This window comes from Streptomyces sp. NPDC049687 (genome assembly GCF_044465285.1).
Classification (GTDB): Bacteria; Actinomycetota; Actinomycetes; order Streptomycetales; family Streptomycetaceae; genus Streptomyces.
The window spans coordinates 64148-89365 of sequence record NZ_JBITLN010000023.1 but is presented as its reverse complement, the minus strand read 5'-3'; the positions used below and the strand labels follow the sequence as shown (position 1 = coordinate 89365).

27 protein-coding genes are annotated in these 25218 nt (G+C 68.5%); 17 read left to right on the top strand and 10 right to left on the bottom strand.

Going from position 1 to position 25218, the window contains the following annotated elements; all coding sequences use genetic code 11:
* Positions 1–91: 91 nt before the first annotated feature.
* The gene (locus ACIBVL_RS40840; protein ID WP_399105911.1) at positions 92–394 is read right to left on the bottom strand and encodes a hypothetical protein; all 303 of its coding nucleotides are present in this window, start codon (positions 392–394) and stop codon (positions 92–94) included.
* Between the two features lie 157 nt (positions 395–551).
* Here ACIBVL_RS40840 and ACIBVL_RS40835 point away from each other — a divergent pair, with 157 nt between their 5' ends.
* Together ACIBVL_RS40835 and ACIBVL_RS40830 are read left to right on the top strand one after the other, a co-directional pair.
* Positions 552–977 (top strand): Hsp20/alpha crystallin family protein, encoded by a 426-nt coding sequence (locus ACIBVL_RS40835; protein WP_399105910.1) that lies wholly within the window; start codon positions 552–554, stop codon positions 975–977.
* Between the two features lie 405 nt (positions 978–1382).
* Positions 1383–1730 (top strand): hypothetical protein, encoded by a 348-nt coding sequence (locus tag ACIBVL_RS40830; RefSeq protein ID WP_399105908.1) that lies wholly within the window; start codon positions 1383–1385, stop codon positions 1728–1730.
* A gap of 332 nt (positions 1731–2062) precedes the next feature.
* Here ACIBVL_RS40830 and ACIBVL_RS40825 read toward each other — a convergent pair whose 3' ends face one another.
* Positions 2063–2584 (bottom strand): MarR family winged helix-turn-helix transcriptional regulator, encoded by a 522-nt coding sequence (locus ACIBVL_RS40825; RefSeq protein ID WP_399105906.1) that lies wholly within the window; start codon positions 2582–2584, stop codon positions 2063–2065.
* A 299-nt stretch (positions 2585–2883) separates the two neighbouring features.
* On the opposite strand from ACIBVL_RS40825, the gene ribB reads away from it, so the two are divergent.
* The 12 genes from ribB to ACIBVL_RS40765 all read left to right on the top strand — a co-directional run bounded on the left by ribB (position 2884) and on the right by ACIBVL_RS40765 (position 13650).
* Positions 2884–3552, top strand: a complete 669-nt coding sequence (gene ribB, locus ACIBVL_RS40820; protein ID WP_399105904.1) for a 3,4-dihydroxy-2-butanone-4-phosphate synthase — start codon at positions 2884–2886, stop codon at positions 3550–3552.
* Between the two features lie 17 nt (positions 3553–3569).
* Complete coding sequence (locus ACIBVL_RS40815; RefSeq protein WP_399105902.1) at positions 3570–4811, top strand: 1-acyl-sn-glycerol-3-phosphate acyltransferase; 1242 nt, start codon at positions 3570–3572, stop codon at positions 4809–4811.
* Positions 4812–4819: 8 nt separating this feature from the next.
* Positions 4820–5413 carry a hypothetical protein gene (locus ACIBVL_RS40810; protein ID WP_399105900.1) on the top strand — a complete coding sequence of 198 codons (594 nt, stop codon included), beginning with the start codon at positions 4820–4822 and terminating at the stop codon, positions 5411–5413.
* Positions 5410–6174, top strand: a complete 765-nt coding sequence (locus tag ACIBVL_RS40805; protein ID WP_399105898.1) for an SDR family oxidoreductase — start codon at positions 5410–5412, stop codon at positions 6172–6174. The genes ACIBVL_RS40810 and ACIBVL_RS40805 overlap by 4 nt, the downstream gene beginning before the upstream one ends.
* Complete coding sequence (locus ACIBVL_RS40800; RefSeq protein WP_399105896.1) at positions 6174–6593, top strand: SRPBCC family protein; 420 nt, start codon at positions 6174–6176, stop codon at positions 6591–6593. The genes ACIBVL_RS40805 and ACIBVL_RS40800 overlap by 1 nt, the downstream gene beginning before the upstream one ends.
* 1 nt (position 6594) lies before the next feature.
* Positions 6595–6768, top strand: coding sequence for a hypothetical protein (locus tag ACIBVL_RS40795; RefSeq protein WP_399105894.1), 174 nt, complete (start codon positions 6595–6597; stop codon positions 6766–6768).
* A gap of 98 nt (positions 6769–6866) precedes the next feature.
* Positions 6867–7874 carry a beta-ketoacyl-ACP synthase III gene (locus tag ACIBVL_RS40790; RefSeq protein ID WP_399105892.1) on the top strand — a complete coding sequence of 336 codons (1008 nt, stop codon included), beginning with the start codon at positions 6867–6869 and terminating at the stop codon, positions 7872–7874.
* A 58-nt stretch (positions 7875–7932) separates the two neighbouring features.
* On the top strand, positions 7933–8202 hold the full coding sequence (locus ACIBVL_RS40785) for a hypothetical protein (RefSeq protein ID WP_399105890.1): 270 nt from the start codon (positions 7933–7935) through the stop codon (positions 8200–8202).
* 778 nt (positions 8203–8980) lie between these two features.
* The gene (locus ACIBVL_RS40780) at positions 8981–9607 is read left to right on the top strand and encodes a hypothetical protein (protein ID WP_399105888.1); all 627 of its coding nucleotides are present in this window, start codon (positions 8981–8983) and stop codon (positions 9605–9607) included.
* Between the two features lie 279 nt (positions 9608–9886).
* A complete protein-coding gene (locus ACIBVL_RS40775) occupies positions 9887–12139 on the top strand; it encodes an MMPL family transporter (protein WP_399105886.1) in 2253 nt (750 codons plus the stop codon).
* Between the two features lie 124 nt (positions 12140–12263).
* The gene (locus tag ACIBVL_RS40770) at positions 12264–12668 is read left to right on the top strand and encodes a hypothetical protein (protein ID WP_399105884.1); all 405 of its coding nucleotides are present in this window, start codon (positions 12264–12266) and stop codon (positions 12666–12668) included.
* Between the two features lie 268 nt (positions 12669–12936).
* A complete protein-coding gene (locus ACIBVL_RS40765; protein ID WP_399105882.1) occupies positions 12937–13650 on the top strand; it encodes a nucleotidyltransferase domain-containing protein in 714 nt (237 codons plus the stop codon).
* A gap of 337 nt (positions 13651–13987) precedes the next feature.
* On the opposite strand, the gene ACIBVL_RS40760 is transcribed toward ACIBVL_RS40765, so the two are convergent.
* From ACIBVL_RS40760 to ACIBVL_RS40745, 4 genes are read right to left on the bottom strand one after another with little or no spacing between them, the layout of a single operon-like run.
* A complete protein-coding gene (locus tag ACIBVL_RS40760) occupies positions 13988–14275 on the bottom strand; it encodes a hypothetical protein (RefSeq protein ID WP_399105880.1) in 288 nt (95 codons plus the stop codon).
* Positions 14272–14568 carry a DUF6247 family protein gene (locus tag ACIBVL_RS40755; RefSeq protein WP_399105878.1) on the bottom strand — a complete coding sequence of 99 codons (297 nt, stop codon included), beginning with the start codon at positions 14566–14568 and terminating at the stop codon, positions 14272–14274. Before ACIBVL_RS40755 ends, ACIBVL_RS40760 begins: the two co-directional genes overlap by 4 nt.
* A 37-nt stretch (positions 14569–14605) precedes the next feature.
* Positions 14606–14818 carry a DUF397 domain-containing protein gene (locus tag ACIBVL_RS40750; RefSeq protein ID WP_399105921.1) on the bottom strand — a complete coding sequence of 71 codons (213 nt, stop codon included), beginning with the start codon at positions 14816–14818 and terminating at the stop codon, positions 14606–14608.
* A gap of 32 nt (positions 14819–14850) precedes the next feature.
* The gene (locus ACIBVL_RS40745; protein ID WP_399105876.1) at positions 14851–15699 is read right to left on the bottom strand and encodes a helix-turn-helix domain-containing protein; all 849 of its coding nucleotides are present in this window, start codon (positions 15697–15699) and stop codon (positions 14851–14853) included.
* A 215-nt stretch (positions 15700–15914) separates the two neighbouring features.
* Here ACIBVL_RS40745 and ACIBVL_RS40740 point away from each other — a divergent pair, with 215 nt between their 5' ends.
* On the top strand, positions 15915–16547 hold the full coding sequence (locus tag ACIBVL_RS40740; protein ID WP_399105874.1) for an ATP-binding protein: 633 nt from the start codon (positions 15915–15917) through the stop codon (positions 16545–16547).
* Between the two features lie 15 nt (positions 16548–16562).
* On the opposite strand, the gene ACIBVL_RS40735 is transcribed toward ACIBVL_RS40740, so the two are convergent.
* Both ACIBVL_RS40735 and ACIBVL_RS40730 read right to left on the bottom strand, forming a co-directional pair.
* Positions 16563–17063 (bottom strand): GNAT family N-acetyltransferase, encoded by a 501-nt coding sequence (locus ACIBVL_RS40735; RefSeq protein WP_399105872.1) that lies wholly within the window; start codon positions 17061–17063, stop codon positions 16563–16565.
* A gap of 45 nt (positions 17064–17108) precedes the next feature.
* Positions 17109–20186, bottom strand: coding sequence for a DUF3427 domain-containing protein (locus ACIBVL_RS40730; protein WP_399105919.1), 3078 nt, complete (start codon positions 20184–20186; stop codon positions 17109–17111).
* A 186-nt stretch (positions 20187–20372) separates the two neighbouring features.
* On the opposite strand from ACIBVL_RS40730, the gene ACIBVL_RS40725 reads away from it, so the two are divergent.
* Positions 20373–21437 (top strand): YDG/SRA domain-containing protein, encoded by a 1065-nt coding sequence (locus ACIBVL_RS40725; RefSeq protein WP_399105870.1) that lies wholly within the window; start codon positions 20373–20375, stop codon positions 21435–21437.
* Between the two features lie 53 nt (positions 21438–21490).
* Here ACIBVL_RS40725 and ACIBVL_RS40720 read toward each other — a convergent pair whose 3' ends face one another.
* The gene (locus ACIBVL_RS40720) at positions 21491–22513 is read right to left on the bottom strand and encodes a hypothetical protein (RefSeq protein WP_399105868.1); all 1023 of its coding nucleotides are present in this window, start codon (positions 22511–22513) and stop codon (positions 21491–21493) included.
* A gap of 91 nt (positions 22514–22604) precedes the next feature.
* On the bottom strand, positions 22605–24080 hold the full coding sequence (locus ACIBVL_RS40715) for a beta-1,6-galactanase (protein ID WP_399105866.1): 1476 nt from the start codon (positions 24078–24080) through the stop codon (positions 22605–22607).
* Between the two features lie 212 nt (positions 24081–24292).
* On the opposite strand from ACIBVL_RS40715, the gene ACIBVL_RS40710 reads away from it, so the two are divergent.
* Positions 24293–25093: a class E sortase gene (locus ACIBVL_RS40710; RefSeq protein ID WP_399105864.1), complete on the top strand. Its 801-nt coding sequence runs from the start codon at positions 24293–24295 to the stop codon at positions 25091–25093.
* The last annotated feature ends 125 nt before the right edge of the window (positions 25094–25218 follow it).

Here is a 25218-nt window from a genome sequence, read left to right as displayed (position 1 = left end):
ATGTCGCAGTCCACACCAGGCCAGAAGGCCCTCACCCATTTCAAGATCCCTCAGCCGAGACCTGCGTCACCAACCTCCGTGGACAGAACACCTAGCCCTGCCGGTCCGCCACCGCCCACGAGGCCAGGGCGACGGCGCCCGCGACACCGAAGACGGCCGGCCAGGCGCCCACCTTCTTGGCCAGCGGGTGGGACCCGGCGAACGCGGCGACGTACGCGGCGCTCAGCGCGCCCGCGGCCCGGCCGCCCGCCCGCTGCCGCCACTGCTGCGCCGCCGCGGCCCCCGCGACGGCCAGCACGGCCCCGCCGAGCTGCCGCTTCTTCGTCCACCGGGCCACCCCGTACCCGCCGACCAGCCCACCCGCGGCGATCACCGAGCTGGGAACCTTCGCCATACCTGCCTCCTCCTGGGCCTTTCCGCTGGGCCGAGGCTAACGCTCACGCTGTCCCAGGCAACGAACCTGAGTCAGAGCTTGTCAAGTTTCCTCCTCCGAGCTATATAAGTAACCGAAGGGCATCGCACCCAGCACCTGACGAGAGGAGTGACCTGTGATGCTCATGCGTACCGATCCGTTCCGCGAATTCGACCGACTGGCGCAGCAGGTCTTCGGCACCACCGAGCGCCCCGCCGTCATGCCGATGGACGCCTACCGGTCGGGGGACGACTTCCTCGTCCACTTCGACCTTCCCGGCATCGACCCCGAGACGATCGAACTCGACGTCGAGCGCAACGTCCTCAACGTCCGCGCCGAGCGCCGTTCCCCCGCCCCCGAGGGCGCGGAGACGATCGTCGCCGAGCGCCCCACGGGCACCTTCACCCGCCAGCTGTTCCTCGGCGACACCCTCGACACGGACCGCATCGACGCCTCGTACGAGGCCGGCGTCCTCACCCTGCGCATCCCCGTGGCCGAACAGGCCAAGCCGCGCCGCATCCAGATCACCGGCGGCGACACGGGACGCAAGGAGATCAGCGGCTGAGGTGCCGGAGGGTCCCTCCCGGGAGCCGAGGCCGCCACCGTCGTACGGCCGTACCGGCGCAGTTGCGCACTCGCGTACGGCAACGCGCCGGCGGCGGCCTCGGCGGTTTGCGCGTGGTCGAGCCCGCCCCATACGCACAGGGCGACGACCTCGCGTTCGTGCCGCCGCAGCCGTCCGGCGTACGAAGGCCTGGGGGGAGGGGCCGCACGTCCTGGCCCATCTCGCGGAGGCCCTGGATCAGACGCAGGCCGAGCAGCGAGGCGTCGCGAACGATCTCCTTCCGGCGAGTTGTGATCACCTGCGGAGACACCTGCGTGTCGCGCCCGCGACGGTGCTGACCTGGTGACGTGACGCGGGGACGGAGCACCAGCCCGTTCCGGCGTCGCCCTCACCGGAAGGAAACGCATGAGCGCTGCTGCTCGACGGACCGCCTACGCCCTGACCGGGATCACCGCGGTTCTCCTCGCCCTGGTCGCGTTCGCCTCGTACCCGTCATCCTCGGCGGACGCCGCGGTGGCCACCCCCGTCGTCAAATCCAAGTACTTCACCTCCGAAACCACGATCTCCTGCCCCTCCGGCTGGACGGCCACGGGCGGCGGCGTCGGAGTCGACGATCCCTCCACCATGTACGTCGCCCGCACGGAACCCAGGCGCAGCTCCTCCGGCAAGCCCGTCGGCTGGAAAGGCACCCTGAGCCAGAGGACGAACGGCCGGGCGGCCACCGGCACGGTCTACGTGGTCTGCGCTCCCTGAGACGGCAGATCGCTTTCTGACGGCGAAGGCCGCGACCCACACGGTCCGGCCTTCGCTCCGTCTGCCGGGCTCGGCCTCCGACAGCGTCCCGGCCAGTCGCTCGGCGGTCGCAGCCACCCCTGACACGAGGGGACGCACGCTCGATCCACAGACCCGGCGTCCCGGCCCGCTCCCGGGACGCCGGGTCTGCCACCGGCAGGCGGCGTCTTTCCGCCTCGGGCAGCGGCAGCCCGTGGGCGATCCGATCCGCCGCTGCCGGCTGTTTCAGAAGGTGCCCGCCAAGGCGGCGGGGCGGGGCCGGTCCGACGGCCGGTCCGCGCCTGCGCGGCCGGTCACTTCTTCCGCCGGAAGCGCTCGGCCAGCGCGTCTCCGCTGGGCGTGCCGTCCAGGATCTGGCGCAGCCCCCGGGTCATGACCGCCTGCTCCTCCGGGCTGAGGCGGTCGGTGACCATGGCATCGGTCTGGGCGTCGATGGTGCGCAGCTCGGGGATCAGCGCCTCCCCACGCGGGGTCAGCCGCAGATAGACGACCCGGCGGTCGACCTGGCCCGGCTCGCGGTCGATCAGGTTGCGCTTGGTGAGCGTGTCGACGATGCGGCTGGGGCTGCCGCTTTCGCACACGATCAGACGGCCCACCTCGGCGAGCGTGAGAGGGGCGCGCTCCGCGAGGACCAACAGGATTTCGGCCTGGGCCGGGGTCAGGTTGAGGGGCCTGAGCTGCCCGGTCATCTGCCGGGCGCCCTCTCGCTGTGCCGCCAGCAGGAGATAGCGCAGCTCCGAATCGCTCTGAGGGCGCACGGTCGTCTCGGCTGTCTTGTGCGGCGGCGTGGTTGAGGTGGTCGCGGGGTGGGACATGGCGGCTCCAAGAAGTTGGTTCGACAGTCGGCTTCAACAGATCGTTGGGTCACATCATTTCTCGATGATGCGGCATCCATGGCGCATCATTCAATGCTACGTCATCGATATGCCACATCTGGCTGGCCGGCCGGTTCCGGAACCTCGACTGCCACTTCACGCGACCCCCCGAATGGTGTTGCAACAACGATGGCGTGACATGCATGATGGGTCATCGATGAGGGGTCATCGATGGCGAATCATTGATTCGTCGACCCGGAAGAGCTCAGCACACGCCAACGTCAAGCAAAGGAAGCGACATGACCGCGCAGATCCTGGAAAGCCCCGTCGCCCTCGACGCTCCGATCGTCCTCGACGACGCTGCGGCGGCCGTGGCTGCCATCGCACGCGGTGAGCTCATCGTCGTGGTGGACGACGAGGACAGGGAGAACGAAGGAGACCTCATCGTGGCGGCGGAGTTCGCCGACGCCACGGCCATCAACTACATGATCACCCACGGCCGCGGACTGGTCTGCGTCTCGGTGACCGAGGAGCGCGCCGCGGAACTGCAGCTGCCCCCGATGGTCGAGCGCAACGAGGACCACCACGGCACCGCGTTCACCGTCAGCGTCGACGGTGGCCCGGAGCACGGCGTCACCACCGGGATCTCCGCCCCGGATCGCGCCAAGACGATCGAACTCATACTGAAGGGTTCCAGCGCGGACCTGCGCCGACCGGGCCACATCTTCCCCCTTGTGGCCCGCCCGGGTGGCGTCCTGGAGCGCCCCGGTCACACCGAGGCGGCTGTGGACCTCGCCCGCTTCGCGGGGCTGACGCCCGCCGGCGTCATCGTGGAGATCATCCTGGAGGACGGGACGATGGCGCGGCTTCCCCAGCTCGTCGAGTTCGCCCGGCGCGAGGGCCTGGTCCTCACCAGCATCGAGAAGCTCCGGGAGTACGCCGCGGCCCAGACAGAGCGGGTGCAGTGAGCCGGATCCCCCGGTGGATGGCCGGTGCGTCGACTGCGCTGACACGTCCCGCGGTCACGCACCGGTTCCTCGCCGGTGTAGAAGGAGTCAGGCATGTGCCGGCCGACGGACCGTTCGTCCTGATCGCCAACCACAGCAGCTTCGCCGACCATCTCGTTCTCGACGCCGTGCTCGACGTGTTACGGGACACTCCCACCTCCTACCTCACCAAGTCGGAGGCCTTCGTCCACCCCCTGCGCCGCCGGTGGACCGAAGGCATGGGCGGGATCCCGGTGGATCGTGACCGCCCCGGCAAGGAACTGCTGGCCGCGGTGGACCAGGTTTTCACCGGCCGCGGCGCTCTGGTGGTCTACCCCGAGGGCACGCGAGGGCCGGGCTGGCCCCTGCTCCCCTTCAAGGACGGGGCCTTCCGCTTCGCGGTCCGGGCCGGTGTACCCGTCATCCCCGTGGCTCTGTGGGGCGCACAGCACGTCCTGCCCAAGGGGGCCTCGCTGCCCCGCCGTGCCGAGGTGCACGTCGTCTTCGGCCCCGCGTTGCCCGACGACACCGCACTGCCCCGGCCCCAGCGGGTCAGGGCGCTGGTGGACTCGGCCCGCGACAGCCTCGAGGCGCTGGTGGACACCGCCCGTACCGCCCGCGATCCGCAGCGGGCCGAGCGGGCGGCCCGAGAACTCGTCCAACGGGCCGAGACCACCGTCGAGACAATGCTCAGCCGCACCGATCCCCTGCCCGCGGCACGGCGTCTGAGGCAGGCACGCCTGCTGCTCGGCATGGCCCGCCGCACCGATCCGAACAACCCGAACGGCTTGGTCGACGCGGACGCCCGCGTTCTGGCGGCCCGGCTCACCGGACTGCGGGCCCTCGAAGCGCCCGCGCCGCTGCGCCCCGCCCTGCTGCGCAGCGTCAGACGTACCGCCGAGGAGGTGCTGCGAGATCACCCCGACCACCTGATGGCCCATTACCTGCTGGGCCGCTGGCACCTGTTGGTGCCGGGCGCCCTGGGCGGCCGGCGTGCGGAGGCACTGGATCACCTGCGGCACGCGGCCCGTCTCGGCGCCCACGACACCCGGTACCCCATGGCGTACGCCGAGGCGCTGATCGCCGTGGGCCACGACGACGAGGCGGCCGGGCAACTGCGCGCCATCCTGGCCGCCCCCGCCCCCGACCTGAGAACGGCAGACCGAAGGCGCCGGGCCGAGGCCCACTACAAGCAGCTCGTCGGTGTCGGCGGCGCCCCTGCGACGACCCGGAGTGGGTGAGAACATCCATGAGCAGATCAGCGTTCCTGCAGTGCGGCAGCACTCTCGTGGTCTTCGACGGACCCCGCAGGCTCACCTGGCGCCAGTCCTCGTCCGGTGATTACACCCCTACGGCCCTGTGGCCGAGCCCGGCACAGGCGGCGGCGGTGATGGACCACCTGTACAGCGGCGGAAGCCTGCTCGTTCTGGTCGAGCAGGAGCGCATCTCCGTACCGATGTACGCCGAGGAAGCCGAGCGCCTTCCGTCCGACGTGGCCGACCGGGCCACGTTGACCAGCGACGGCGTCGTGAGCGAGCTGCACCTGCCTGTCCTCGACTGGATGCCGCCCGCGCTGCGCGAACGAGGCCTGCGCTTCCTCAGGGACAGTGCGGGCAAGGTGCGCAGCGAGCCCGACCTGCTGCTGCCCCATCTGCTCGTCGAGAGCCCCCCGTACCGGCCGGACAACCTGCGTTTCGCCCGGTTGCGCAAACCCCGCCCCTTCTCCGACGACCGGCTCGCGCCGGTCACCGACCACCTGTTCACCGCCGACATAGAAGCCGCCGTGATGTGCCCGGTCGACGCCGCGGTGGCTCCGGCCCGCACCTGGGAGACCACGCCATGACCAGTCCGACTGCGGCAGCCCCGGCCCTGAGGGACCCCTTGAGGGGGAGGGTGGTGCTCCTGACCGGCGCGGGACGGGGCCTCGGTCTGCTGACCGCGCAGACGCTCCTCGACCAGGGAGCCGCGGTCGTCGCCAATCACCGCTCGCCCTCGGACGAACTGGAGCGTCTCGCGGACAAGCACCGGGACCGGCTCCGGCTCGTACCTGGTGACGCGGCCACCGACGAGACCGCCGCCCTGCTCGCCGGGGAGGCCCGCAGGTTCGGCCGGCTCGACGTCCTCGTTCACAACGCCGCGATCACCCGCGACCAGCCCCTGGTGCGGATGCCGATCGAGGACTGGGACGAGGTGCAGCGGGTCAACCTGCGCGGCGCCTTCCTGACCACCAAGTATGCGGTGAAGAGCATGATGCGGGCGCGGTACGGCCGCATCATCTACGTCTCCTCGGTCACCGCACTGACCGGGAACGCGGGCCAGGCGGCCTACACCTCCTCCAAGGCCGGCCTGCACGGCCTGGCCATGACCGTGTCGCAGGAGTACGCCTCGTACAACATCCGCACCGCCACCGTGGCCCCGGGAATCCTCGACGTCGGTCTGGGAGCGGCCGTGGCCGGCCCGCAGAAGCGGCGCATGACCGACCGTTCGCTGCTCGGGCTCGGCGAGGCGGGCCAGACCGCCGAGACGATCGCCTTCCTGGCATCTCCGGCCGCCGACTACATCAACGCCACCGTCATCCGCACCGACGGAGGAATGAGGTACTGATGAACACCGTCAGTTCGCACATCCTGATCCCCGCACCGGTCGCGACCGTGCGGCAGATCCTTCTGGAACCCACTGCCCTGGCCGAATGGAACCCGGCGTTCCTCTCGGTACGGGGTCCCTCGGCCGCGATCGTCGGCCACCGCTATCCACTGACCGCCCGCGGCGGCCTCAAAGGGCACTGGCAGTACCGCGCCATCGGCGCCACCCTCATCGAGGGCCACTGGGAAGTCCCCGGCCTGTCCGAGACCAACACCTGGCGTCTGCTGCCTTACGGCACCGGCACCCGCGTCTCGCACTCCTTCACCAACCAAGGAAGCCTCGCCGCCCTGCTTCGTCCGGCGTTCGCCGGTGTCGCCGACCTGCGCCTGGGCCGGCTGGCCCAGCGGGCCGAACAGCGCGCGCCCGCACGGGTGTCCTGACATGGCGCCCGCCGCCCCGGTGCCCGTTCCAAAGGCGCCCGGTGAGGAGGTGTCACCCGCCGCCCCGTCCCCGGCCGTCCCACCCACCCACTGCTGGGCGCTGCCCACACCGCTCCATCTGGCCCGCCTGGAAGGCGAGTTCACCGAGGAGCACATCCTGCGCGGCCTCGACTGAGCCGGCCGCCCCCGTTCCGTGACGGGCCCGGGGAAAACCCCCGCTCCGGGCCCGTCACCATTCCCCTCCCCTTTGACCGTCCGTTCCAGGGAGACCCTGTGTCCACACCCCCCGTGCTGCGGCTTTCCAAGGGCCCGGAGTACGCCCGTATCGTCGGCGTAGGCGGTTACCGGCCCTCCCGAGTGGTGCCGAACGAGGAGATCGCCCCTCGGATCGACTCCAGCGACGAGTGGATCCGCGAACGCTCCGGTATCGCGGAACGGCGCTGGGCAGCTCCGCAGGAGAGCGTCGCCCTCATGGGAGCCGCGGCCGCGGAAAAGGCACTCGCGCACGCCGGAGTGACCGCGGACCAGGTCGGCTGCGTCCTGGTGGCCACCTCGACCCACTTCCGTCAACTGCCCGCCCTCGCCGCCGACACGGCCCACCGGATCGGGGCCAGGCAGGCCGCCGCCTTCGATCTGTCGGCGGCCTGTGCGGGCTTCACGCACGCCCTGGCGGTGGCCCACGACCTGGTCCGTGGCGGCAGCGCCGGCCACGTCCTGGTGGTGGCGACCGAGCGGATGTCCGACCTGATCGACCACGACGACCGCGGCACCGCCTTCCTGTTCGGCGACGGCGCCGGAGCCGTCGTCGTCGGTCCCTCGGAGACCCCGGCCATCGGCCCCGTGGTCTGGGGTTCCGACGGCTCGCAGGGCCATGCCATCGACCAGACCGCCTCCTGGCAGGAGCTCAGGCACGGTACGCCGCGCTTCCCCGCCCTGACGATGCAGGGCCAGGCCGTGTTCCGCTGGGCGGTCTACGAGATGGCCCATGCCGCCCGACGGGCCCTGGAGGAGGCCGGAGTCGACGCCGCCGACCTCGAGGCGTTCGTCCCGCACCAGGCGAACCTGCGCATCGTCGAGGCCCTCGCCGCGACGCTGCGTCTGCCCGGGAGCGTGGCCGTCGCCCGCGACATCGTGCACACCGGCAACACCTCGGCGGCCTCCATCCCCTTGGCGATCGAGCACATGCTGGCCTCCGGAGCCGTCCGCAGCGGCGCGCTCGCCCTCACGATCGGCTTCGGTGCCGGGCTCTCCTACGCGGCCCAAGTGGTCACGCTGCCCTGACCCCGACCCAACCGCACCCGTCCCCGTCCGCCCCTCCCCGAGCGACTCAGGAGTTGCCATGAGCATCAGCAATGCCTTTTCCGCCACCCCGGACGCGGTGTTCACCGCGGCGCCCCGGGAAGCCGTCGGGCGACGCGACGGTGCGCCCGCCGATGCCGTGGGACGTGCGGCATGGCTCCCTGGCGACCTGGACATCAGAGGCATCGACCCGCGCCCGCTCGGTGACGAGACGTTCGCCGCCTCCGTCCCCGCCGACCGCCAGGGACCGGCGGCACAGGAGTTCACCACGGTCCTCAGCATCATGGAACGCATCTTCAAGGCCGTCTGACCCGGAGGGGACCGGGCGAGACCACGGCGAGGCCGTCTGGCCTTCCGCGGCGTTGACAACGGAGGCGAAGAGCCGGGCCAGGCAGGGAAAGCCGATTCGGCCGGCACGGGTGTCCGTACCGGACCTGATCATGCCATTCCGGCCATTATTGGCATGGCCATGCCACTCCGGCCCGGGAAGCGGAATCTGACAGAGCGGCAAAAGAGCAGTCTCCGCCACGACAAGTGGAAGTGTGAGACCGCAGCGGTCCACGCCTTGTTTTCGGGTCATGTTGCCCGAATCGCGATCCCGGCGTACAGGGGCACGCCTAGCGTGACCTTCACACATGATCTTCCGCGGTACCGGACGCCCATGCAGTGAGAACCAGGGACGATGAAGGACGCCACCTTGAATCCCGCCGTTATGCGCCGCGTCGACGTTCCCCTCCGTCTCCGTACCGTCGTCCGCCCGCCGAACCGGCGGCTCCCCGCCGCCGCGCCAGGTGCCGGTACGGTCGCCCGCCGCGCAGTCCCCGTCCGCTCGGACCGCCCGCTTCGCGCACTGCGGACGATCCCGTGGACCGGGGGCGGAGCCTGATGGATGTCCCGGTCCTCCCGGCGGGAGCCCCCGGGACCATGGGGCGCGCCCGCACCGTCCGCCGCGAGATCCCGCCGTGCCGCACGGGTGGGGGACGCCGGCCGCGCCGGAGCGCCCGTCCATCGGCCGGCCGGGCGCCTTCTCCCGGCCACAGGCGTTCGCCCGGCCGCTGTGTGAGCTCCCGGGCCCGCTCGAGGCGGTCATGACGTCGACGTCCGCACGGCCCGCCGGCCCTCACGAACCCGACTGCGACCCCTCCCTGCACACGGATGCCACCGCGAGGTGCCCCGGACAACGCCCGTCCGCGGCCCAGCAGCCGTCTCCCGACATCCCGCCCGAGGACTACTACGCCCAGATCGTCGGGCGCATCGCCGTCCTTGCCGGACAGGGGTGCAACGCTCCCACCATCACCCGGGTGCTGTGGTGCGAGGGCTTCACCATGGCGCCGGGCCGGAGAGATCCCATCAGCCTCACCACGGTCCGCCGCCTGCTGCGCGAGAACGTCCAGCGGACCCGTCGCCGGCCCGTGGCGGTTCCCGGCGAGAGCCTCCAGGCGGACGAGTGGTGGCTGCGGGACCTGGCCGCGGAACTGTCCATGCCGTCCATCACCCTGTACGCCTGGGCGCGCCGGGGCTGGGTCACCGTGGCGCGCAAGGAGGGCCGGCCTCCTTACCGCCTCATTCTGTGGGCGGACCGTGCCGAACTCGACAGGCTGCGGGCCAGGCGTACGCCCACCGACCGGGACACGGCGGGAGCCGACACGGTGCGGCTCGCATCCTCTGCATACGGATCAGGCCTTTCCGAAGGACCCGGCTCCCCTGGTTCGTAAGGCGCCTTTCAGCAGGTCAGCTCCTCCTTTCACCCACTCATCCGGTCGGTCGCCGCGGCGTGATCGACCGGTGAGGCATGTCCGGATCTCCTCTGTGCCGCCTCCTTCCCGCAGCGGTCGCGTTCAAAGATGTTGCGTCATCGATGTTCCGTCATGCATGATGAGGCATCGATAGCACGTCATCGATGTTCCATCATCGACTACGTGGGTCCCTTTGTCTGGCAGCTGTCGGACGGCCCGCCTTCCGCGAACGGCGGACCCCGATCCCAGGAGTTAGAAGTGAAGAAAATCGCCCATCTCGCCGTCACACGGCCCAAAGCCGTGATCGTCGGCTGGTTGCTGCTCCTCGCGCTGGCAGTTCCCTTCGCGCTCCAGCTCGAGGGCGCCCTGAAGACCGGCGGCTTCTCCGACCCCCGTGGCGAGTCCGTCAAGGCGCAGCGCACGGTGGAACGCGCCTTCAAGGAGGCCCCCAACTCCCTCCTGGTCGTGCTGCACAGCCCGGACGGCTCCGTGGAGGACGCCATCGGGCAGGCACGCGAAGCGGTACGGCGCGACGGGGTGTCCACCATCACCGACCGCAGCACTCATCCGGAGTGGCTGTCCGAGGACGGCCGCACGACGTTCCTCCAAGTCGGGTTCACCAGTGACAACACCACAGTCCAGAACCTCGTGCCCGACCTGCAGGACGACGTGCGCCAAGCCGTCGGCAAGGACGTCGAGGCCGACGTCACCGGCGCCCCGGCCCTGGACAACGCACTGAACGTGCACTCCAAGGAGGACGTCACCCGCGCGGAGATGATCGCGTTCCCGGTGCTCTTCGTCGTCCTGCTGCTGGTCTTCCGCTCCGTGGCCGCGATGGCCGTCCCCCTGCTCATGGCCGGCGCCACGCTGATGGTCACCCAGGCCATCGGCTACGGGATGACGCAGGTCACCGACGTCAACAGCCTGTTCGCCAACATCGTGTCCATGGTCGGCCTGGCCGTCGCCGTCGACTACTCGCTCTTCATCGTCAAGCGGTTCCGCGAAGAACTCGCCGACGGGCGCACCGTGCCGGACGCCCTGGACCGCACGATGCGTACCGTGGGCCACTCCGTGATGTTCAGCGGCCTGGCGGTCGTCGTGGCCCTCTCGGCGCTGTTCATTCCCCGCGCCATGTCCTTCACCAGCATCGCCCTGGGCGGTGTGGCGGTCTCCCTGGTCGCCGTGGCCATCGCCATGACGCTGCTGCCCGCCGTGCTGAGCCTGCTGGGCCACCGCATCAACTGGGGCACCCTGCGCCGCCGCAAGAACGCCGCCGCCACCGCTGCCCGCAGCGCCGACCGCCCCAGCGGCCGCTTCTCGCGCCGTCCGGGACTTGTCCTGGCCGGCCTGGCGGTGGCGTTCGCCGCGCTCGCCGCGCCGGCGGCCCAGCTGACCCTGCGCGTCCCCGTCGCGAGCGCCGACATCCTGCCCTCCGACGACAGCGCCCGCATCGGTATGGAGCGCATCAAGCAGGACATCGGCGTACGTGAGATGTTCCCCGTCCAGATCGTCCTGAGCAGCGACCGCGACCAGGCCGACGCCCTGCTCAAGAGCGCCACCGCCGTCGCCTCGTACGCGAAGACCGCTCCCGGAGCCGAGAACGTCCAGGCCGTCACCTCGCTGGGACTGCCGGCCGACACCCTGCCGAAGACCCTCGCCGACCCCGGCACCCTGAACGCCCAGACCCGCGCGGCACTCGGCCAGTTGTGGACGCGCGACGGCGACAGCCTGGTCACCCGCGTCGTCGTCACACCCAGCGCCGACCCCGACAGCGCCTCCGCCCACCACCTCGTCGACGACCTGCGCAACCACCTCGACGGGCAGACCCAGCCGAACGTCAGCGTGCAACTGGCCGGCGCCACCGCCACCGGCTCCGACTTCGACGACCTGGTGCTGCGCTCGGTCCCTCTGGTGGTCGGATCGGTGGCCCTGCTGAGCTTCGTGATCCTGCTGTTCGCCTTCCGCTCGGTCCTGCTGCCGCTGCTTGCCCTGGCCTTCAACGTCGCCGTCGTCGGCGCCAGCCTCGGCTTCCTCGCCCTGATCTCCGGAAACGACGATCACTCGATCAACAGCGTCACCCCGCTGATGCTCTTCGCCGTGATGTTCGGCCTCAGCATGGACTACATGGTGATCATGATCTCCCGGATGCGGGAGATGTACCTCGGCGGGATCTCGCACCGCGAGGCCGTCCTGGGCGGACTCGCCCGCACGGCCGGGCTCGTCAACGGTGCAGCCGCGATCATGGTCGCGGTCTTCGCCTCCTTCACCAGCGCGCAGATCAGCATCGTCCGGGAGCTGGGCATCAGCCTCGCCGCCGCCGTCGTCCTGGACGCCGTTGTCGTACGCCGCTTGGTCATGCCCGCCGCTCTCCTGCTGATCGGCGACCGGATCTGGGGCCGCCACCGCCGCACGGGACACCAGGCCCCCGCGCCGCAACCGGCGCCCGCTCCGGCCGCGGTGGCAAGCAGCGCGAGCGAGCAGCTCCCCCTGGCCGACCACACCGCGCGGTGACCTGACTCACCGCTGCGACCTTCCCACTCGCAAGGCCCCGCTGCGCCGATGGCCTCGTCCCCCAGGCCGACGGCGCAGCGGTCATGTTCCGCCACCCCGGCAAAGAGAGAGGGAGCCAAGCCCGATGAGCACAGTCCTGTACCGCCCCGCCGCCCCGTCCCCCGCCCTGTCCCACGAGATCTTCCAGCGCAGCGCCCTGCTGATCGCCCAACGCGGCTGGTGCCAGGGACAGGGCCTGCTGTACGTCGGCTCCCCCCACGACCCCCAGGCGGCCAGCCTCGTCGGCGCCCTGTCATGGGCCGCCACCGGAAACGCACAGTCCTGCACCGAAGCGGTCAGATCAGCACTGGCCACCGTACGCACCCGCCTCGACCCCGACGGCAACGCCCCGTTCAACGACTGGGAGCTCCTCTGCGCCTGGAACGACACCCCGGCCCGCACCCGCGAGCAGGCCATCACCCTGCTGCTGTCATGCCGTCAGCCCGCCGCACACCCCATGACCAACCGACCGGTGCCCTTGCCCGGATGAGCACAGCCGGCTGCACCCCGACCGAGACCCGGCACGGGCGACGCCTCCCGGTCGCCGCCGGGTCCGCTTCGGCTCCTCGGGAGGACCGCTTCGCGCGCGATAGGCGGGCCTTCTGACCGCCCTCATCCGACGCGGTCCTTGGGGCACGATCCAGCAGCGCGCCCCGGACGCGGACGCGATCACGACGATGAGCGCGGCCAGCCCGCGGACTCGGCAGCGGCGAAGAATCCCGGTGCCCGGTATCGACCGATGACGCCACACTGTGGCGATGGATCCTGTGGAAATCGCCAGGGAGCTGGTGCTGGACCGTTTCCCCGAGGCACGGTCCGCCTTCCTCGCCGGGAGCGTGCTGACCGACCGTCGTACGCCCACCTCCGACCTGGACATCGTGGTGCTGCTGACCGGTGCGCCCGCCCCGTACCGGGAGAGCCTGGTGCACCAGGGCTGGCCAGTTGAGCTCTTCGTCCAGACCGATGCCGACTGGCATGCCTTCGCCAACCGGGAGACGGCCGCCCGCCGTTCTCCGCTGCTGACCATGTGCGCAGAGGGTGTGTTGCTGGTCGATGCGGACAGGCTCGGAGCTGCACTGCAGGCCGAGGCGAGGGAACGCATTGCGGCCGGGCCGCCTCCCGCATCGGACGCGGAGCTGGAAGACCGGCGATACGGGCTCACCGATGCGCTGGATGATCTGCGCGGCTGTTCGGACTCGCTGGAGCGGGTGCACCTGGTGGCACTGTTGCTGCTGCGCGCCTCGGAACTCGCCTTGCTGGCGGGCGGTCACTGGCTGGGCGGCGGCAAATGGCTGTCGCGGCGGCTCGCCGCAGCCGATCCTGGGCTGCACAGTCGGCTCACGGAAGGGGCCGCTGCGGCCATGTCCGATGCAGGTGGCGGACCGGACCGCTTCGCGGATGCGGTGAAAGAGGTGCTGGACTTGGTCGGCGGGCCACTGTGGGCCGGGTACAGCCGCAACGGACGCCGATAGCGCTGCCGCTGCGGCGGTGACCTTGAGCGGCTGTCGCCTTGATCTGGAGCTGGACCAGGTTCGGCCGAGAGCTCCCGTTCCGGCGGCCGGAAGAGCAGGTTGCTGACGTGGCCTGCTGGACATGCCAACCCCCTGTCGAGCAGGTTCATCCAGCTGTCGACCTCCTCCTCAGAGACATGGTCGGCATCCATGATCTGTTGCACGAGGGCAACTGCCTCGGCCCGGCCCATCTCACTTGCGCCGCATAATGCTTTCTCGGTCCGCCACGACTCCTCGGAGCCACCAACCCATGCGTGACCGGCGAGGACGCCACGCTCAGGCTCCGTCTGGTATCGGGCTACTCGCTGCCGGTGCCGTCGTCCGGGGTCACGGCGACGATTGCGACCGTCGGAGGCGGAGGCGACGGGGTGTACACATACGCCACCGCCAACCCCGGCTGACTGCCCCGGCGCTCGACACGTGTCTTGCGGACCTCCGTGCCGTCTGGCCGGGTCGGCCCCAGGAGCACCCCCAGACGCGGTACCTGCTCCAGTTCCTGCCGCAGCACTTCGAGGGCCTGCTCGACTCCGAGGGACTTCGCCCGCTCGGCAGCCCTCATTGTCACGGCCGCGATGACGCCGCTCACCGGTCTTGGGTCTCCTGCTTCAGTCGGGCCGTGAGGTCGATGCCTTCCTGCACTGCGATGTCGAACTCAGGGTCCTGGTAGAGACGGATTCTGCCCCGGTAATCGACGATGACCGCAGCAACCGCCTTCAAGTCTGTCTCCGTCGACGTCTCCAGCGCATGCTGAAGATCCGCTTCGAAGGACTCGCGATCGCCGGGAAAGCCATGCCCGGAGCGCAGGGCCGCTCGGATATCGCCGATGGTCCTCAGAGACAACGGCGCAGGAACGGGTGTTTCCTCGTGCTGTGCGCTCACGATCTGCTCCTTGATCCTCTGTCCTATGGGCAGTGTCCTACAGATCCGGCAGCCGGCATGCATCCTGCCCTCGGTGCGCCGGTTGTCCCTGGGTCAAGGCCCCCACGAAGGAGCGCCAAGCCTTGTTCCCCACAGTGACCACCGGTCCTCCCGACATCTTGGAATCGCGTACGACCGCGTCGTGGTCCATCAGCCCGAACTCGACGCACTCCCCGCCGGCACCATTGCTGTACGACGAGGTGAACCACACCGTCTGGCTGGAACTACTGGACTCTGCAATGCTCACCGTGCGTATTCCTTCAAGACCGTTTCGATCAGATGGACCGAACGCTGAGGACTTAGGGCCGCGGCGCGAAGGCCGTCGAACGCCCGGGTGTACTCACGAACATGATGCTCGCCCTCCAAGTAGACGGCATCGGTGATGCCGTCCCGGTAAACGAGGTCGGGATCCTCCGGGGCGGGAAAGCCCAGCATGGTGAAGGAACCGGTGGCCGGGTACGTCCCCGAATCGAAGGGGAGGATCTGCAGGGTCACGGTCGGCAGCCGAGCGGCGTCCAGGACGCGTTCGAGCTGTTCCCGCATCAGTCCTCGATCTCCGACGACATTGCGCAGAGCACCCTCGTTCACGACGAACCAGGCTTCGGGGGCATCGGGTTGCTGCAACATGGCTTGCCGCTCCATACGCACGCGTACGGCCCTGTCGATGTCCTCGGCGGACAGGTGCGCACCGGTCGCGTGGAGCTCGGAGGCGTAGGCGTGGGTCTGCATGAGTCCGGGCACCAGCTCGCACTGGTACTGGCGGAAGGTGGACGCGTCCTGCTCCAGACCGATGTAGATGTTGAACCACTCCGGCACCGCTGAGCCATGGACCTGCCACCAGCCACGGACCTTGGCCTGTCGGGCCAACGACTTGAGAAACTCCCGCATCTCCTCGCTGGTGCCGTAGAACCGGCAGAGGGCGTCGATGTCCGAGGGCTGGATACGACCGCTGCCCGTCTCCATACGGTTGACCTTCGAGCCGCTCCAGTCCAGGGCTTGGCCCACCTGGGCGCAGGTGAGTGTGCTCTGTTCACGGAGTTTCTTCAGCTCGATCGAGAGCCGGCGCCGTCGTGCCGTTGGTGATCCGGCCATATCAACCCCGTTTCGAGTAGCGGGCGTTCAGTCTCGCGCCAAGGGATGTGCTTGCCAATCACTCAGAAGTGGGAATCTCGCTGTGCACATTGCACGAAGGGATTCGCGCACCGCACTCTGATGGTGATGCAACTCACCGTGACCATGCGTGACACTGCGTGGCTCATGGGGGTGTCGCTGCGACCAGAGGGGTTTTCGTGGACCGGGAAGAGTGCATGACGCGCAAACCGTGGGACCTCGCCTTCACGGCCGAGCCGACGGAGGTGGCCGTTCTGCGGCGGGCCATGAGACTGCACCTGGGCATCTGGGGTCTGCACCATGTCACCGACGAAGCGCAGCTCTGCGTCAGTGAGTTGGCGTCCAACGTCATCACGCACGTCGGCCAGGGAACCCCGGCCACGCTCGCGGTCGCGATGAACGGCGTACATCTACGCATCGAGGTCCACGACCCCGACACCCGCGCCCTGCCCACCCTCCTCGACGCGAACGCCGACGCGGAAGGCGGGCGAGGCATGGCCCTCGTCGACGCGGTCGCCGCCCGCTGGGGCGTCCAACTCCGCGTCGACCGGAAGGTCACCTGGTGCGAGCTGACAACGGGCCTCACCTCGCCGAACGGCCATGTGGAAGGCCCCGGCGTACGGCGGGCCGAGGCGTTGCTGGACTTCTACGCCGGAGAGAAGCCGCCGCCCCTCCGGCCCGGCCACGGAAGACTGGGCAGGGCGGTGTCCGAGGAGTCGGTGATCACACTCATCACCGACTTCCTGCATTGGCTGCGCGCGCACGGCCGCGATGTGGACGAGGCGTTGGATCGCGCCCAGGCCCGCTACGACGCTGAACTGGACGGCTGAGGCGGACGGGCTGCCTCACAGGGCGCGCTGCATACAGACCAGGAGATCCCGTTCGTCCCACGACTCGCTGACCGTGAAGCCGAGCCGTTCGTATAGGGCGATAGCACCGGTCCGCCATTTCCACACCGACAGCCGCACATCGGTCGCGCCGCTTTCCGTAGCATGCGCGAGCGCGGCGCTGAGGAGACCAGATGCGATGCCCTGGCCCCGGAATGCTGGATCCGTCCAAAGCCGTTTGATCTCCGACTGCCCATCGGTGGGGGCGGTCACCACCAGGCAGCCCACGGAGGTGTCCCCGCTCAAGGCCAACAGCACGACATCGTCGATGAACGCGGTCCTCGGGTCCGAGACTTCTATCCGGTAGCGGTCCGGCAGCCCGTCCACGTCGGCAACGGCCTCACCCTTCTCGGCCTCGGTCCGCAGATGGTAATCCGCCAACAACCGGGCCAGGCCGTCCTCAGCGGAAGGGGTCTGGCCCGGCCACCGGACGATAGCGATCTCACGCTGATCACTCATCACGCCAGCATCACACGAAACGAGCCGGCGCCACAGAGACCAAGGTCAGCTCGTGATCGAGGCGTAGGAGCTCACATCGGCAGGAAGCTCGTGGTGCAGATCCCAGGTGATGGCCATGGGCTTGCTTCCGGTGTGTTCCACGTACATCGCCGGGCCCAGGAGCATCCACGGCTCGGCCTTGCCGATGCTGTTGCGCTTGTAGCGGCGCAGGAAAAGCAGGACATGGCTGCCCTGCTGGGCGTGGTGCTGGTAACGCAGCCCAGTCGGCGAGTTTTCTGGAGTTGTGCTCTGGGACTCCCAGTGGAAGCGCGTCGGGCTGAGCGCGTAGTCCTTGTAACGAACCGTGGGGGAGAAGTCCCGCTCGTCCTTTTCTAGAGTGATGAGGAGGGCATCGGTTCTGTGTTCCTCCACCCACCGCACTCCCTGCCCGAAGTCCCTTGGCATCTGGCCGCCAAGATGTGCCACTCCCAGAGCCGAGAGGATCTCGGAGCGGTTGTAGGAGCTGTGGATCTTCAAAGGGACGCGGGCGAGCGGGCCATCCAGCGGGAGCGGGAAGTGGTCAGCCTCTTCGAGGGCGTACGCCAGGACTTGTTGGAGTTCGTCACGGAACACCGGCTGGGCACGGAGAGATTCAAGCCCCTGCCGGTAGTCGGTAAAACCGCCTGCGTTGTCCCATACGTTGAAGAAGAGCATGCGGGCGTATGCCTGCTCCTCCATGGACAGCGCGTCGTAGTCGGGGGCGTCATCGGCAAGCAGACGCAGGTACGCATGGATCCGGTCCGGGTCGTCAACGTGCAGGAAGGCGTGGACACGCTTGAGGAGCTCTGTTTCGCCTGACGGCGCCTCCTCCGGGATGAAGCCCGCCTTACGCAGCACCTTGGTCCAGGAGTTGTCGCTCTTGTAGAGCTCCTGGATATCGCGTCGGCTCTCGCGAAGGTAGTCCGCCAGCCGCAGGGTGCTGTAGTCCTTGGCTTCCTTGGCCAACGTGGTGATGGTGGCTTTGAGCTGTGTGCGGATGTTGTCCAGGACCAGGTCCTTGGACTTGCCCTCCAGAATGATTTGACAGCCGGACGGCAGTTGGGGGAAGCCCTGCTCGATGTTGTCGACGAGGCGGCTGCGCGAGAGGTTGGTCAGAGCCCGGAACTGCTCTTCGAAGCGGAACTCGGCTCGATGCTGACCGATGAAGTCGAGCACAGTGAGGACTGGCTTGTTCGACGTACGGCGCAGTCCGCGCCCGAGCTGTTGGAGGAAGACAGTCGCGCTGTTGGTGGGGCGGAGAAGTAGGAGGGTGTCGACGTCAGGGATGTCCAGTCCCTCGTTGAACAGATCGACGGAGAAGATCACCTGAATGCGACCCGCTTTGAGATCGTCAAGCGTCTGCTCGCGCACTTCGGGTTTGGAGTCACTGTCGAGGGCCGCCGCTTGGAACCCGGCCCGGCGGAAACACTCGGCCATGTAGTGGGCGTGGTCCTTGCTCACACAGAATCCCAGTGCCCGCATGCCGGCGGGATCCGAGATCTTATCCCTGACCTGCTTGATGACGATGCGGGCCCTGGCTTCGTCACCGGTGTAGATGCGGCCGAGCTGTTCCCGGTCATAGCTACCCGAACGCCAGTCGAGGCGGGTCAGATCCGTGCCGTCCGGAAGACCAAAGTAGTGGAACGGGCAGAGCAGATCGTTCTCCAGGGCCTCCCAGAGTCGCAGCTCGGCGGCGATCCGTCCGTTGAAGAACTCGTTTTGGAGATTGCGTCCGTCCATCCGCTCGGGGGTTGCAGTGAGCCCCAACAGCTCGGCCGGTTCGAAGTGTTCAATGACCCGTCTGTACGTCTCGGCCGTGGCGTGGTGGAACTCATCTATGACGATCACGTCGAAGTGCTCGGGGTCCAGCTGCTCTAGCCGCTGCACATTGAGTGACTGGACGCTGGCGAACACGTGGCTCCAATCGCCCGGCTCCTTGCCGCTGTGGAGCAGGTCGCCGAAGGAGGCGTTGTCGAGAACCTCTCGGTAGGTCCGCAGGGACTGTTTCAGGATCTCCTTGCGGTGGGCGACGAAGAGCAGGCGGGGAAGCTTGCCGCCAAGCTTGTCGCGCATGCTGCGGTAGTCCAGCGCAGCCATGACGGTCTTGCCTGTTCCCGTCGCCGCTACGAGGAGATTCCGGTGGCGGCCACGAATGTCACGCTCCACACGGAGGCGTTCCAGCATGTCCTTCTGATGAGGGAGGGGGTGTACCTCGAGACCTGAGAGACTGATCTTGAGCTCTCCCACAGGTCCGGTGCCGCCCGCCCGGGCTAGTGCCTCGGCGAGTCGCTCGCCATCGCGATCGGGGTCGTACGTCTCGAAGGCCATGTCGGCCCAGTACGCGTCGAAGGTCGCCTCGAACTTGTCGAGCACTCGGGGAGTCGCGATCGAGGACAGCCGTACGTTCCACTCCAAGCCATCAAGCAAGGCAGCCTTGGACAAGTTGGAGCTGCCGACGTACGCCGTGTCGAAGCCCGTGTTCCGCCGGAACAACCACGCCTTAGCATGCAGACGCGTCGACCGAATTTCGTAGTTGACCTTCACTTCAGCGCCGAACTCGCGCACCAACCGGTCCAAAGCGCCGCGGTCGGTGGCGCCGATGTAGGTGGTCGTGATGACCCGGATCGGAACACCACGTTCCTTCGCTGCCCGTAGCGAGTCCTCCAGGACCCTTATGCCGTACCACTTCACGAACGCGCAGAGCAGATCGATGCGGTCGGCGGTGGCGAGCTCTGCCCGTAGCTCCGCTCCCAAGCTCGGATCATCCGGCGCGTTGGTGATCAGTGCCGTCTCGGAGAGCGGAGTCAGTGGGCGGATGGCGTAGACGCCAGGGGCTTCCTGCTCAGCCAGGGCGAGAAGTTGGCGAGGTCCATCGGCGATGGCGGTCACGGCCGCATCTACGTCTGGATCCGGGATGCTGTTGACCAGGAACTGCATGATCTGGTTGGCCACGGCGACCTGCTTGTCATGAGGTAGCTGGCTCAATCGCCGACCCACAGCGTCACCGATGTAGCGGGCCAGCACATGCGGTGAGGACTCAGCGCTGACCTCTGCATGGATCGGCTTCCAACCGGCCGCGTTCAGCTGGTCGATCTGTGCCTGCATGCCTTCGGTGATGAGCTCTTCGTACACACCTGCGACAGGTTGTGACAGATCCCTTGGCTGAACCACGCTGGGCCCCCTCGATCACTCGTTGCGCCGTGAACAGTTCTAACAGGGGCCACTGACACAAGAGGCGCGAGTCCCGGTGACCCAACTGATCGATCGGTCTCGGAATCTGACGTGACGTAAGTGATCGACTTCGGTCAGTATGGTGCGATGGTAGAGCGAGTCATCGGTCACATAGACGGCGTCGTGCCTGGTGAGGTCTTTCCTGGGCGCGCTGAAGTGAGGGCTGCGAAGCTTCACAGTGACAACATGCGGGGGATCTCCCGCCTCAAGGATGAGGACGGCACCTACGTCGCCGACGCCATCGTCCTCAACGGTGGGTATGAAGACGACGAGGATGGCTGGACCTGGATTAAGTACACCGGCGCATCACCAGACAAGGACAAGGCCAAAGATGGCAAGAGGCTCCTGCGGAGTCAATCCTGGGAGTATCCGGACAACGCGGCGCTCAAGCTCAGTTTTGATCGGGGGCACCACATTCGCATCATGCGAGGCCCCAAGGGGGATCGCCGGTATTCCCTTCCCAAGGGCTACCGGTATGACGGCCTGTACAAGATCACTGCCGTACGTACGGCTATATCGAAGTCACCGGCGCCCGACGGCTCGCCCATCGAGATCTGCCAGTTCGACTTGGAGCGCCTTTCCGATCCTGAACAGGAGCTGACCTTTGCTGAACGCCGTGTTGCTGAGGTGTTGGTGCAGCAGGAGGAGCGGCTGGACGAAGAAGTGGGAGTCGAGCGCGGAGGGCAAGGTGATGACGACTCGTATGGGGAAGAGAAGTTACCTACGACGCGTGCCACCCGTGTCCAGCGCATAGTGAGGGACGCTGCCGCGGCTAGACGCGTTAAGGAACTCTACGACCACGAGTGCCAGATTTGCGGTGTGCGCTTAGTTGGTCCGGATAGCAAGCCCTACAGCGAGGGTGCTCACATACGCCCCTTGGGTAAACCTCACCTCGGTCCCGATGTTGAGCGGAACATTCTGTGCCTGTGCCCCAACTGCCATGTGAGGCTCGACATGGGGGCCATCGTCATTGAGAACGATTGGTCGATCGTCGTGCGGGCTGGAATCGTCGGCGAGAACGTGCGAGCGAAGCTCAAGAGGGACGCGAACCACAAGGTGCATGAGGAGTACGTCCGGTACCACCGTGATCGGTGGCAAGGGGCTGGTGGCCCTAGCCAGTCGTAGGCCAGGGCACACATCGCTATGACGGCTGGGCTCGGTGCGCGGGGTTGAATCGCCTACTCAACTCCGTGGCACCCCTCATACGCGCTCCCCGACCCACACCAACAAGCCGCCCCCCTCTGCGGCGGCCAAGCCACCGCCCTCCCCCTCGCCGCCAAGGTCGTCGCATACTGCGGCAGCAGATCCCCGTCCCCCGGCGAAGTCCCCTCCGAGGCGGCGAACGCCTCATAAGACGGCACCGTCCCCGTCACGATTCCGAGGTTCGGGGTGCCGGAGGCCGACAGTTCTCTCAGGGAGGCCTCTATCGTCGCGAGGTGCTCGCCGTGGGAGGGGTACTCCAGTTCCAGGGACGGGTAGGCGGCGACCAGTTCGGAGAGTTCGCCCGCCGGCCAGTGCAGGACGGCCACCGGGAAGGGGCGGGACAGGGCCTCTCGGTAGGCGCCCAATTCGGCCTGGAGGCGGGAGATCTCCGCCGCGAGCTCCGCGGGGTTGTCCGAGCCGAGGGACCAGACGCGCTTGGGGTCGTGGAGTTCGTCCAGGGAGACGGGGGACGAGTGGAGGGTGTCCGCCTGGAGGTCCCAGTCGTCGTGTGGGGCGCCCAGCATGCGGCGGACCCGGTGGCGACCGAACAGCAGGGCGTGAGTGGAGTAGGGGGGCTCCGACACGTCCGTCAGCAGGAGGCGTGCTCCCTGCGTGAACGCGTTCTCCGCCGCCTCCAGCTCGTCGTGGGATTCCAGGGCCTCGGCGACGATCACCCAGGGGGCGGGGTCGCGGGGGGCGGCGGCGCGGAGGCCGTCGATGATGGCGCGGGCCTCCGCCTCGTGGCCGTACTCCCAGAGGTTCGAGGCCTTCAGGGCTCGGACCAGGTGGGGGTTCTCCAGGTTCTCCGGACCCTGCGGGGAGGACAGGAGGCGGTCGTAGAGCGCGGTGGCGGCGGGGCGGTCGCCGGCCAGTTCCAGGTGGGCCGCGGCCTGCAGCAGCAGGGCCTCCGCGTCCTCGGGATACAGGCCGGCGGTCCGCTCCAGGCGTGCCGCTTCGGCGGTGTGGTCGACGTTCTCGGCAGGCGTGTCGGGGCGCATGGGGGACACCGTAGCGCCGCCCGGTGTCAAAAGTGAGATATCTGCAGGCCAGAGGGGCCGGATCGGCGCGGATCCGCCTCCGGCCCGTCGGTCAGATGGTGACGCCGTCCACCTGCAGTGTCTGCACCGCCTTCGCCGCGAACGGCACGGCCAGCGTCTTTCCGCTGAGGTAGGTGTCCGAGCGTGCCGTGTACAGGTCGCCGCCACCCGTCGTCAGGGTGCTCCAGCGCGGGACCAGGCCGCCCGAGCCGCCGTTCACCGTGGTGAAGCGGGACAGGTCGAAGGTCAGGGTCTGGGCGGAGGAGGAGGTGTTCAGGGCCACGATCACCAGGCGCTTCGCCGACGCGTCGTAGCCCGCCGCCGCGTAGCTCACACCCGTGTCCAGGATCTTCATCCCGGGGCGGATGTGGCGGCTGAACTGCGCCATGACGTAGTACTTCGTCTCGACGGCGCCGGCCTGCAGGGTGCCGGCGTCGTACTTGATCACCCCCCAGCCCGCCGTCGGGTCCATCACCTGCCAGTAGACCCAGGCCGTGGGGTGCAGCCAGCGGAAGTCGTAGAGGAGGTTGAAGGCCATGGTGTAGCCGGTGCCGTCGCTGTCGCCCGTCTCGGAGTTCCACAGGGCCTTGCCGGCCGTGGTGACGACATCCGTGTAGAGCAGGTCGCGGCGGCCGCCCGAGCCCTGGTAGCCGTGGACGTTGACCCGGTTCACGTACCCCTTCGTCGTGGCGGAGAAGGAGTTCCAGGTGGTGCGGGCCAGGTCGTAGCTGGTCTCGTCCGATGCGGAGATCTTCGTCGCCGTCAGGCCGCGCTTGTCCAGCTCGCTGCGCATGTACGGCAGTACGGCCGACTGGACCGTGGCGTCCATGTGGCAGCCCTCCTGCGTGCCCGTCGCCGTCCACCAGGACGACGAGGGCTCGTTGAAGGGGTCCACCGTCGCGAAGTTCACGCCCCAGTTGTTCTTGGCGTAGAGGGCTACGGCCGCGAGGTGGGAGGCGTGCTGGCGGTAGTTCCAGGACTGGAGGTTGTTGCCGCCGCCCGAGGCGCCGGAGGGGTTGTGGTTCAGGCACATCCACCACATGGGGGAGTTGGCGAAGAGCTCGGTCGTCGCGCCGCGCGCCACCGCCTTCTGCAGCATCGCGCGCTGCGTGGCGTCCGCCGTCCAGTCCCAGGCCGAGGACGTGGGGTCCTCGTTGTTCCAGTCCTGCCAGTAGCCCTCGATCTGCTTGAAGGCCGGGATGTTGGGGGAGGCCACCATCGAGGTGCCGCTCACCGTGTTCCAGCTGCACGCGCCGAGGTTGTAGCGGGCGATGTTCAGGCCGAGACCGGGGAGGGTCCTGCCGTTGTAGGAGACGGACTTGGTGGTGAAGAAGGCGTCGGCGAAGTCGTCGCGGCCGCCGAAGACGTTCGCCCACCAGGCGAGGGAGGTGCCCCAGCCCTCCCAGGTGCCGTAGGTGGTCGAGGGGTTGACGGAGATCGTGGCGTCGGCGTGGGCGGTGCCCGTCGCCAGGGCGCTTCCGAAGAGCGCGCCGCCGGTGGCGGCCAGCAGTGTCCTGCGTCGGATCATGGCTACTCCGCTCCGAGTCATGGCCGGTCCCGTTCGGCCGACACGAAGCATCAGGTGTGCCATGTGGGGTTGTCGAGAGTTCTGACAGCCCTTTCTCAAACCTGTGGAGAAAGGGCATGAAGGGGTTCGACGGGGCGAACGGGGCATAGCGCGAGCAGGTCGCGTATGTACGGGTCTGGCGACCTTGTCCCCCTCGCCTTATGGTGCCCGGCGTGCGGATCCCCCTTGTGCAGCACAGCACCCGCCGGCGGCGCGCCCGGTACCGGCGGGTGCTCTGGAGCGGTGCGGAACTCCTCGTCACCGCAGGGGCGTTGGTGCTCCTCCTCGTCGTCCATCAGCTGTGGTGGACCAACCGGGAGGCGCGGGAGGGCGCCGAGCGGGGGGTGGAGGCGCTGGAGCGGGAGTGGGAGGCCGGGGGCGCGGACCACTCCGGTGACAGCGGCACCGACAGTGACTCCGGCTCGGACTCCGACTCCGACTCCGACTCCGGGTCCGGGCGCGCGTCCGGGCAGTCCGGTGGCGGCGGGAGGGCGTCCTCGTCCGGTCCGCGCGCCTCCCAGGCCTACGCCGTCCTCCGCATCCCCCGTCTCCACCTCAGCGTCCCCGTCGCCGAGGGCACCAGCAAGCAGAAGGTCCTCAACAAGGGGTACGTCGGCCACTACGCCCACACCCAACAGCCGGGCCAGGCAGGCAACTTCGCGCTCGCCGGGCACCGCAACACCCACGGCGAACCCTTCCGGTACCTCAACCACCTCAAGAAGGGCGACAGGGTGGAGGTGGAGACCAGGAACGCGACCTACACCTACACCGTCGACCAGATCCTGCCGCAGACCTCACCCCGCGACTCGGGGGTCATCCGGCCCGTGCCCCGTTCCCTCACCAGGCCCGTTTACGGTTACTCCGCCTCCGGCCACTACCTCACCCTCACCACCTGCACCCCCGAGTACACCTCCCGGTACCGGCTGGTGGTGTGGGGGACGCTGACTTCCACGCGGGCGCGGGGCGCGGGCTGAGTCACGGTCCCGGCCGATCCTCGGGGTGCCGGCGGATGCGGGGTGACCGGATGACGCCCCGCCGTGCCGCACAGCCGTACCGCAGAAAGGGAATGAACGGTTCAGCAGCATGGCGTCGGCCCCTT

Bases quoted from the DNA above. Each gene is read 5' to 3' on its own strand.
- ACIBVL_RS40840 (WP_399105911.1), bottom strand. From the start codon at position 394: ATGGCGAAGGTTCCCAGCTCGGTGATCGCCGCGGGTGGGCTGGTCGGC.
- ACIBVL_RS40720 (WP_399105868.1), bottom strand. From the start codon at position 22,513: ATGCGCCCCGACACGCCTGCCGAGAACGTCGACCACACCGCCGAAGCG.
- ACIBVL_RS40780 (WP_399105888.1), top strand. From the start codon at position 8,981: ATGACGTCGACGTCCGCACGGCCCGCCGGCCCTCACGAACCCGACTGC.
- ACIBVL_RS40745 (WP_399105876.1), bottom strand. From the start codon at position 15,699: ATGGCCGGATCACCAACGGCACGACGGCGCCGGCTCTCGATCGAGCTG.
- ACIBVL_RS40805 (WP_399105898.1), top strand. From the start codon at position 5,410: ATGACCAGTCCGACTGCGGCAGCCCCGGCCCTGAGGGACCCCTTGAGG.
- ACIBVL_RS40735 (WP_399105872.1), bottom strand. From the start codon at position 17,063: ATGAGTGATCAGCGTGAGATCGCTATCGTCCGGTGGCCGGGCCAGACC.
- ACIBVL_RS40830 (WP_399105908.1), top strand. From the start codon at position 1,383: ATGAGCGCTGCTGCTCGACGGACCGCCTACGCCCTGACCGGGATCACC.
- ACIBVL_RS40815 (WP_399105902.1), top strand. From the start codon at position 3,570: ATGGCCGGTGCGTCGACTGCGCTGACACGTCCCGCGGTCACGCACCGG.
- ACIBVL_RS40795 (WP_399105894.1), top strand. From the start codon at position 6,595: ATGGCGCCCGCCGCCCCGGTGCCCGTTCCAAAGGCGCCCGGTGAGGAG.
- ACIBVL_RS40740 (WP_399105874.1), top strand. From the start codon at position 15,915: ATGACGCGCAAACCGTGGGACCTCGCCTTCACGGCCGAGCCGACGGAG.
- ribB (WP_399105904.1), top strand. From the start codon at position 2,884: ATGACCGCGCAGATCCTGGAAAGCCCCGTCGCCCTCGACGCTCCGATC.
- ACIBVL_RS40835 (WP_399105910.1), top strand. From the start codon at position 552: ATGCTCATGCGTACCGATCCGTTCCGCGAATTCGACCGACTGGCGCAG.
- ACIBVL_RS40810 (WP_399105900.1), top strand. From the start codon at position 4,820: ATGAGCAGATCAGCGTTCCTGCAGTGCGGCAGCACTCTCGTGGTCTTC.
- ACIBVL_RS40800 (WP_399105896.1), top strand. From the start codon at position 6,174: ATGAACACCGTCAGTTCGCACATCCTGATCCCCGCACCGGTCGCGACC.
- ACIBVL_RS40715 (WP_399105866.1), bottom strand. From the start codon at position 24,080: ATGATCCGACGCAGGACACTGCTGGCCGCCACCGGCGGCGCGCTCTTC.
- ACIBVL_RS40785 (WP_399105890.1), top strand. From the start codon at position 7,933: ATGAGCATCAGCAATGCCTTTTCCGCCACCCCGGACGCGGTGTTCACC.
- ACIBVL_RS40770 (WP_399105884.1), top strand. From the start codon at position 12,264: ATGAGCACAGTCCTGTACCGCCCCGCCGCCCCGTCCCCCGCCCTGTCC.
- ACIBVL_RS40765 (WP_399105882.1), top strand. From the start codon at position 12,937: ATGGATCCTGTGGAAATCGCCAGGGAGCTGGTGCTGGACCGTTTCCCC.
- ACIBVL_RS40730 (WP_399105919.1), bottom strand. From the start codon at position 20,186: ATGCAGGCACAGATCGACCAGCTGAACGCGGCCGGTTGGAAGCCGATC.
- ACIBVL_RS40825 (WP_399105906.1), bottom strand. From the start codon at position 2,584: ATGTCCCACCCCGCGACCACCTCAACCACGCCGCCGCACAAGACAGCC.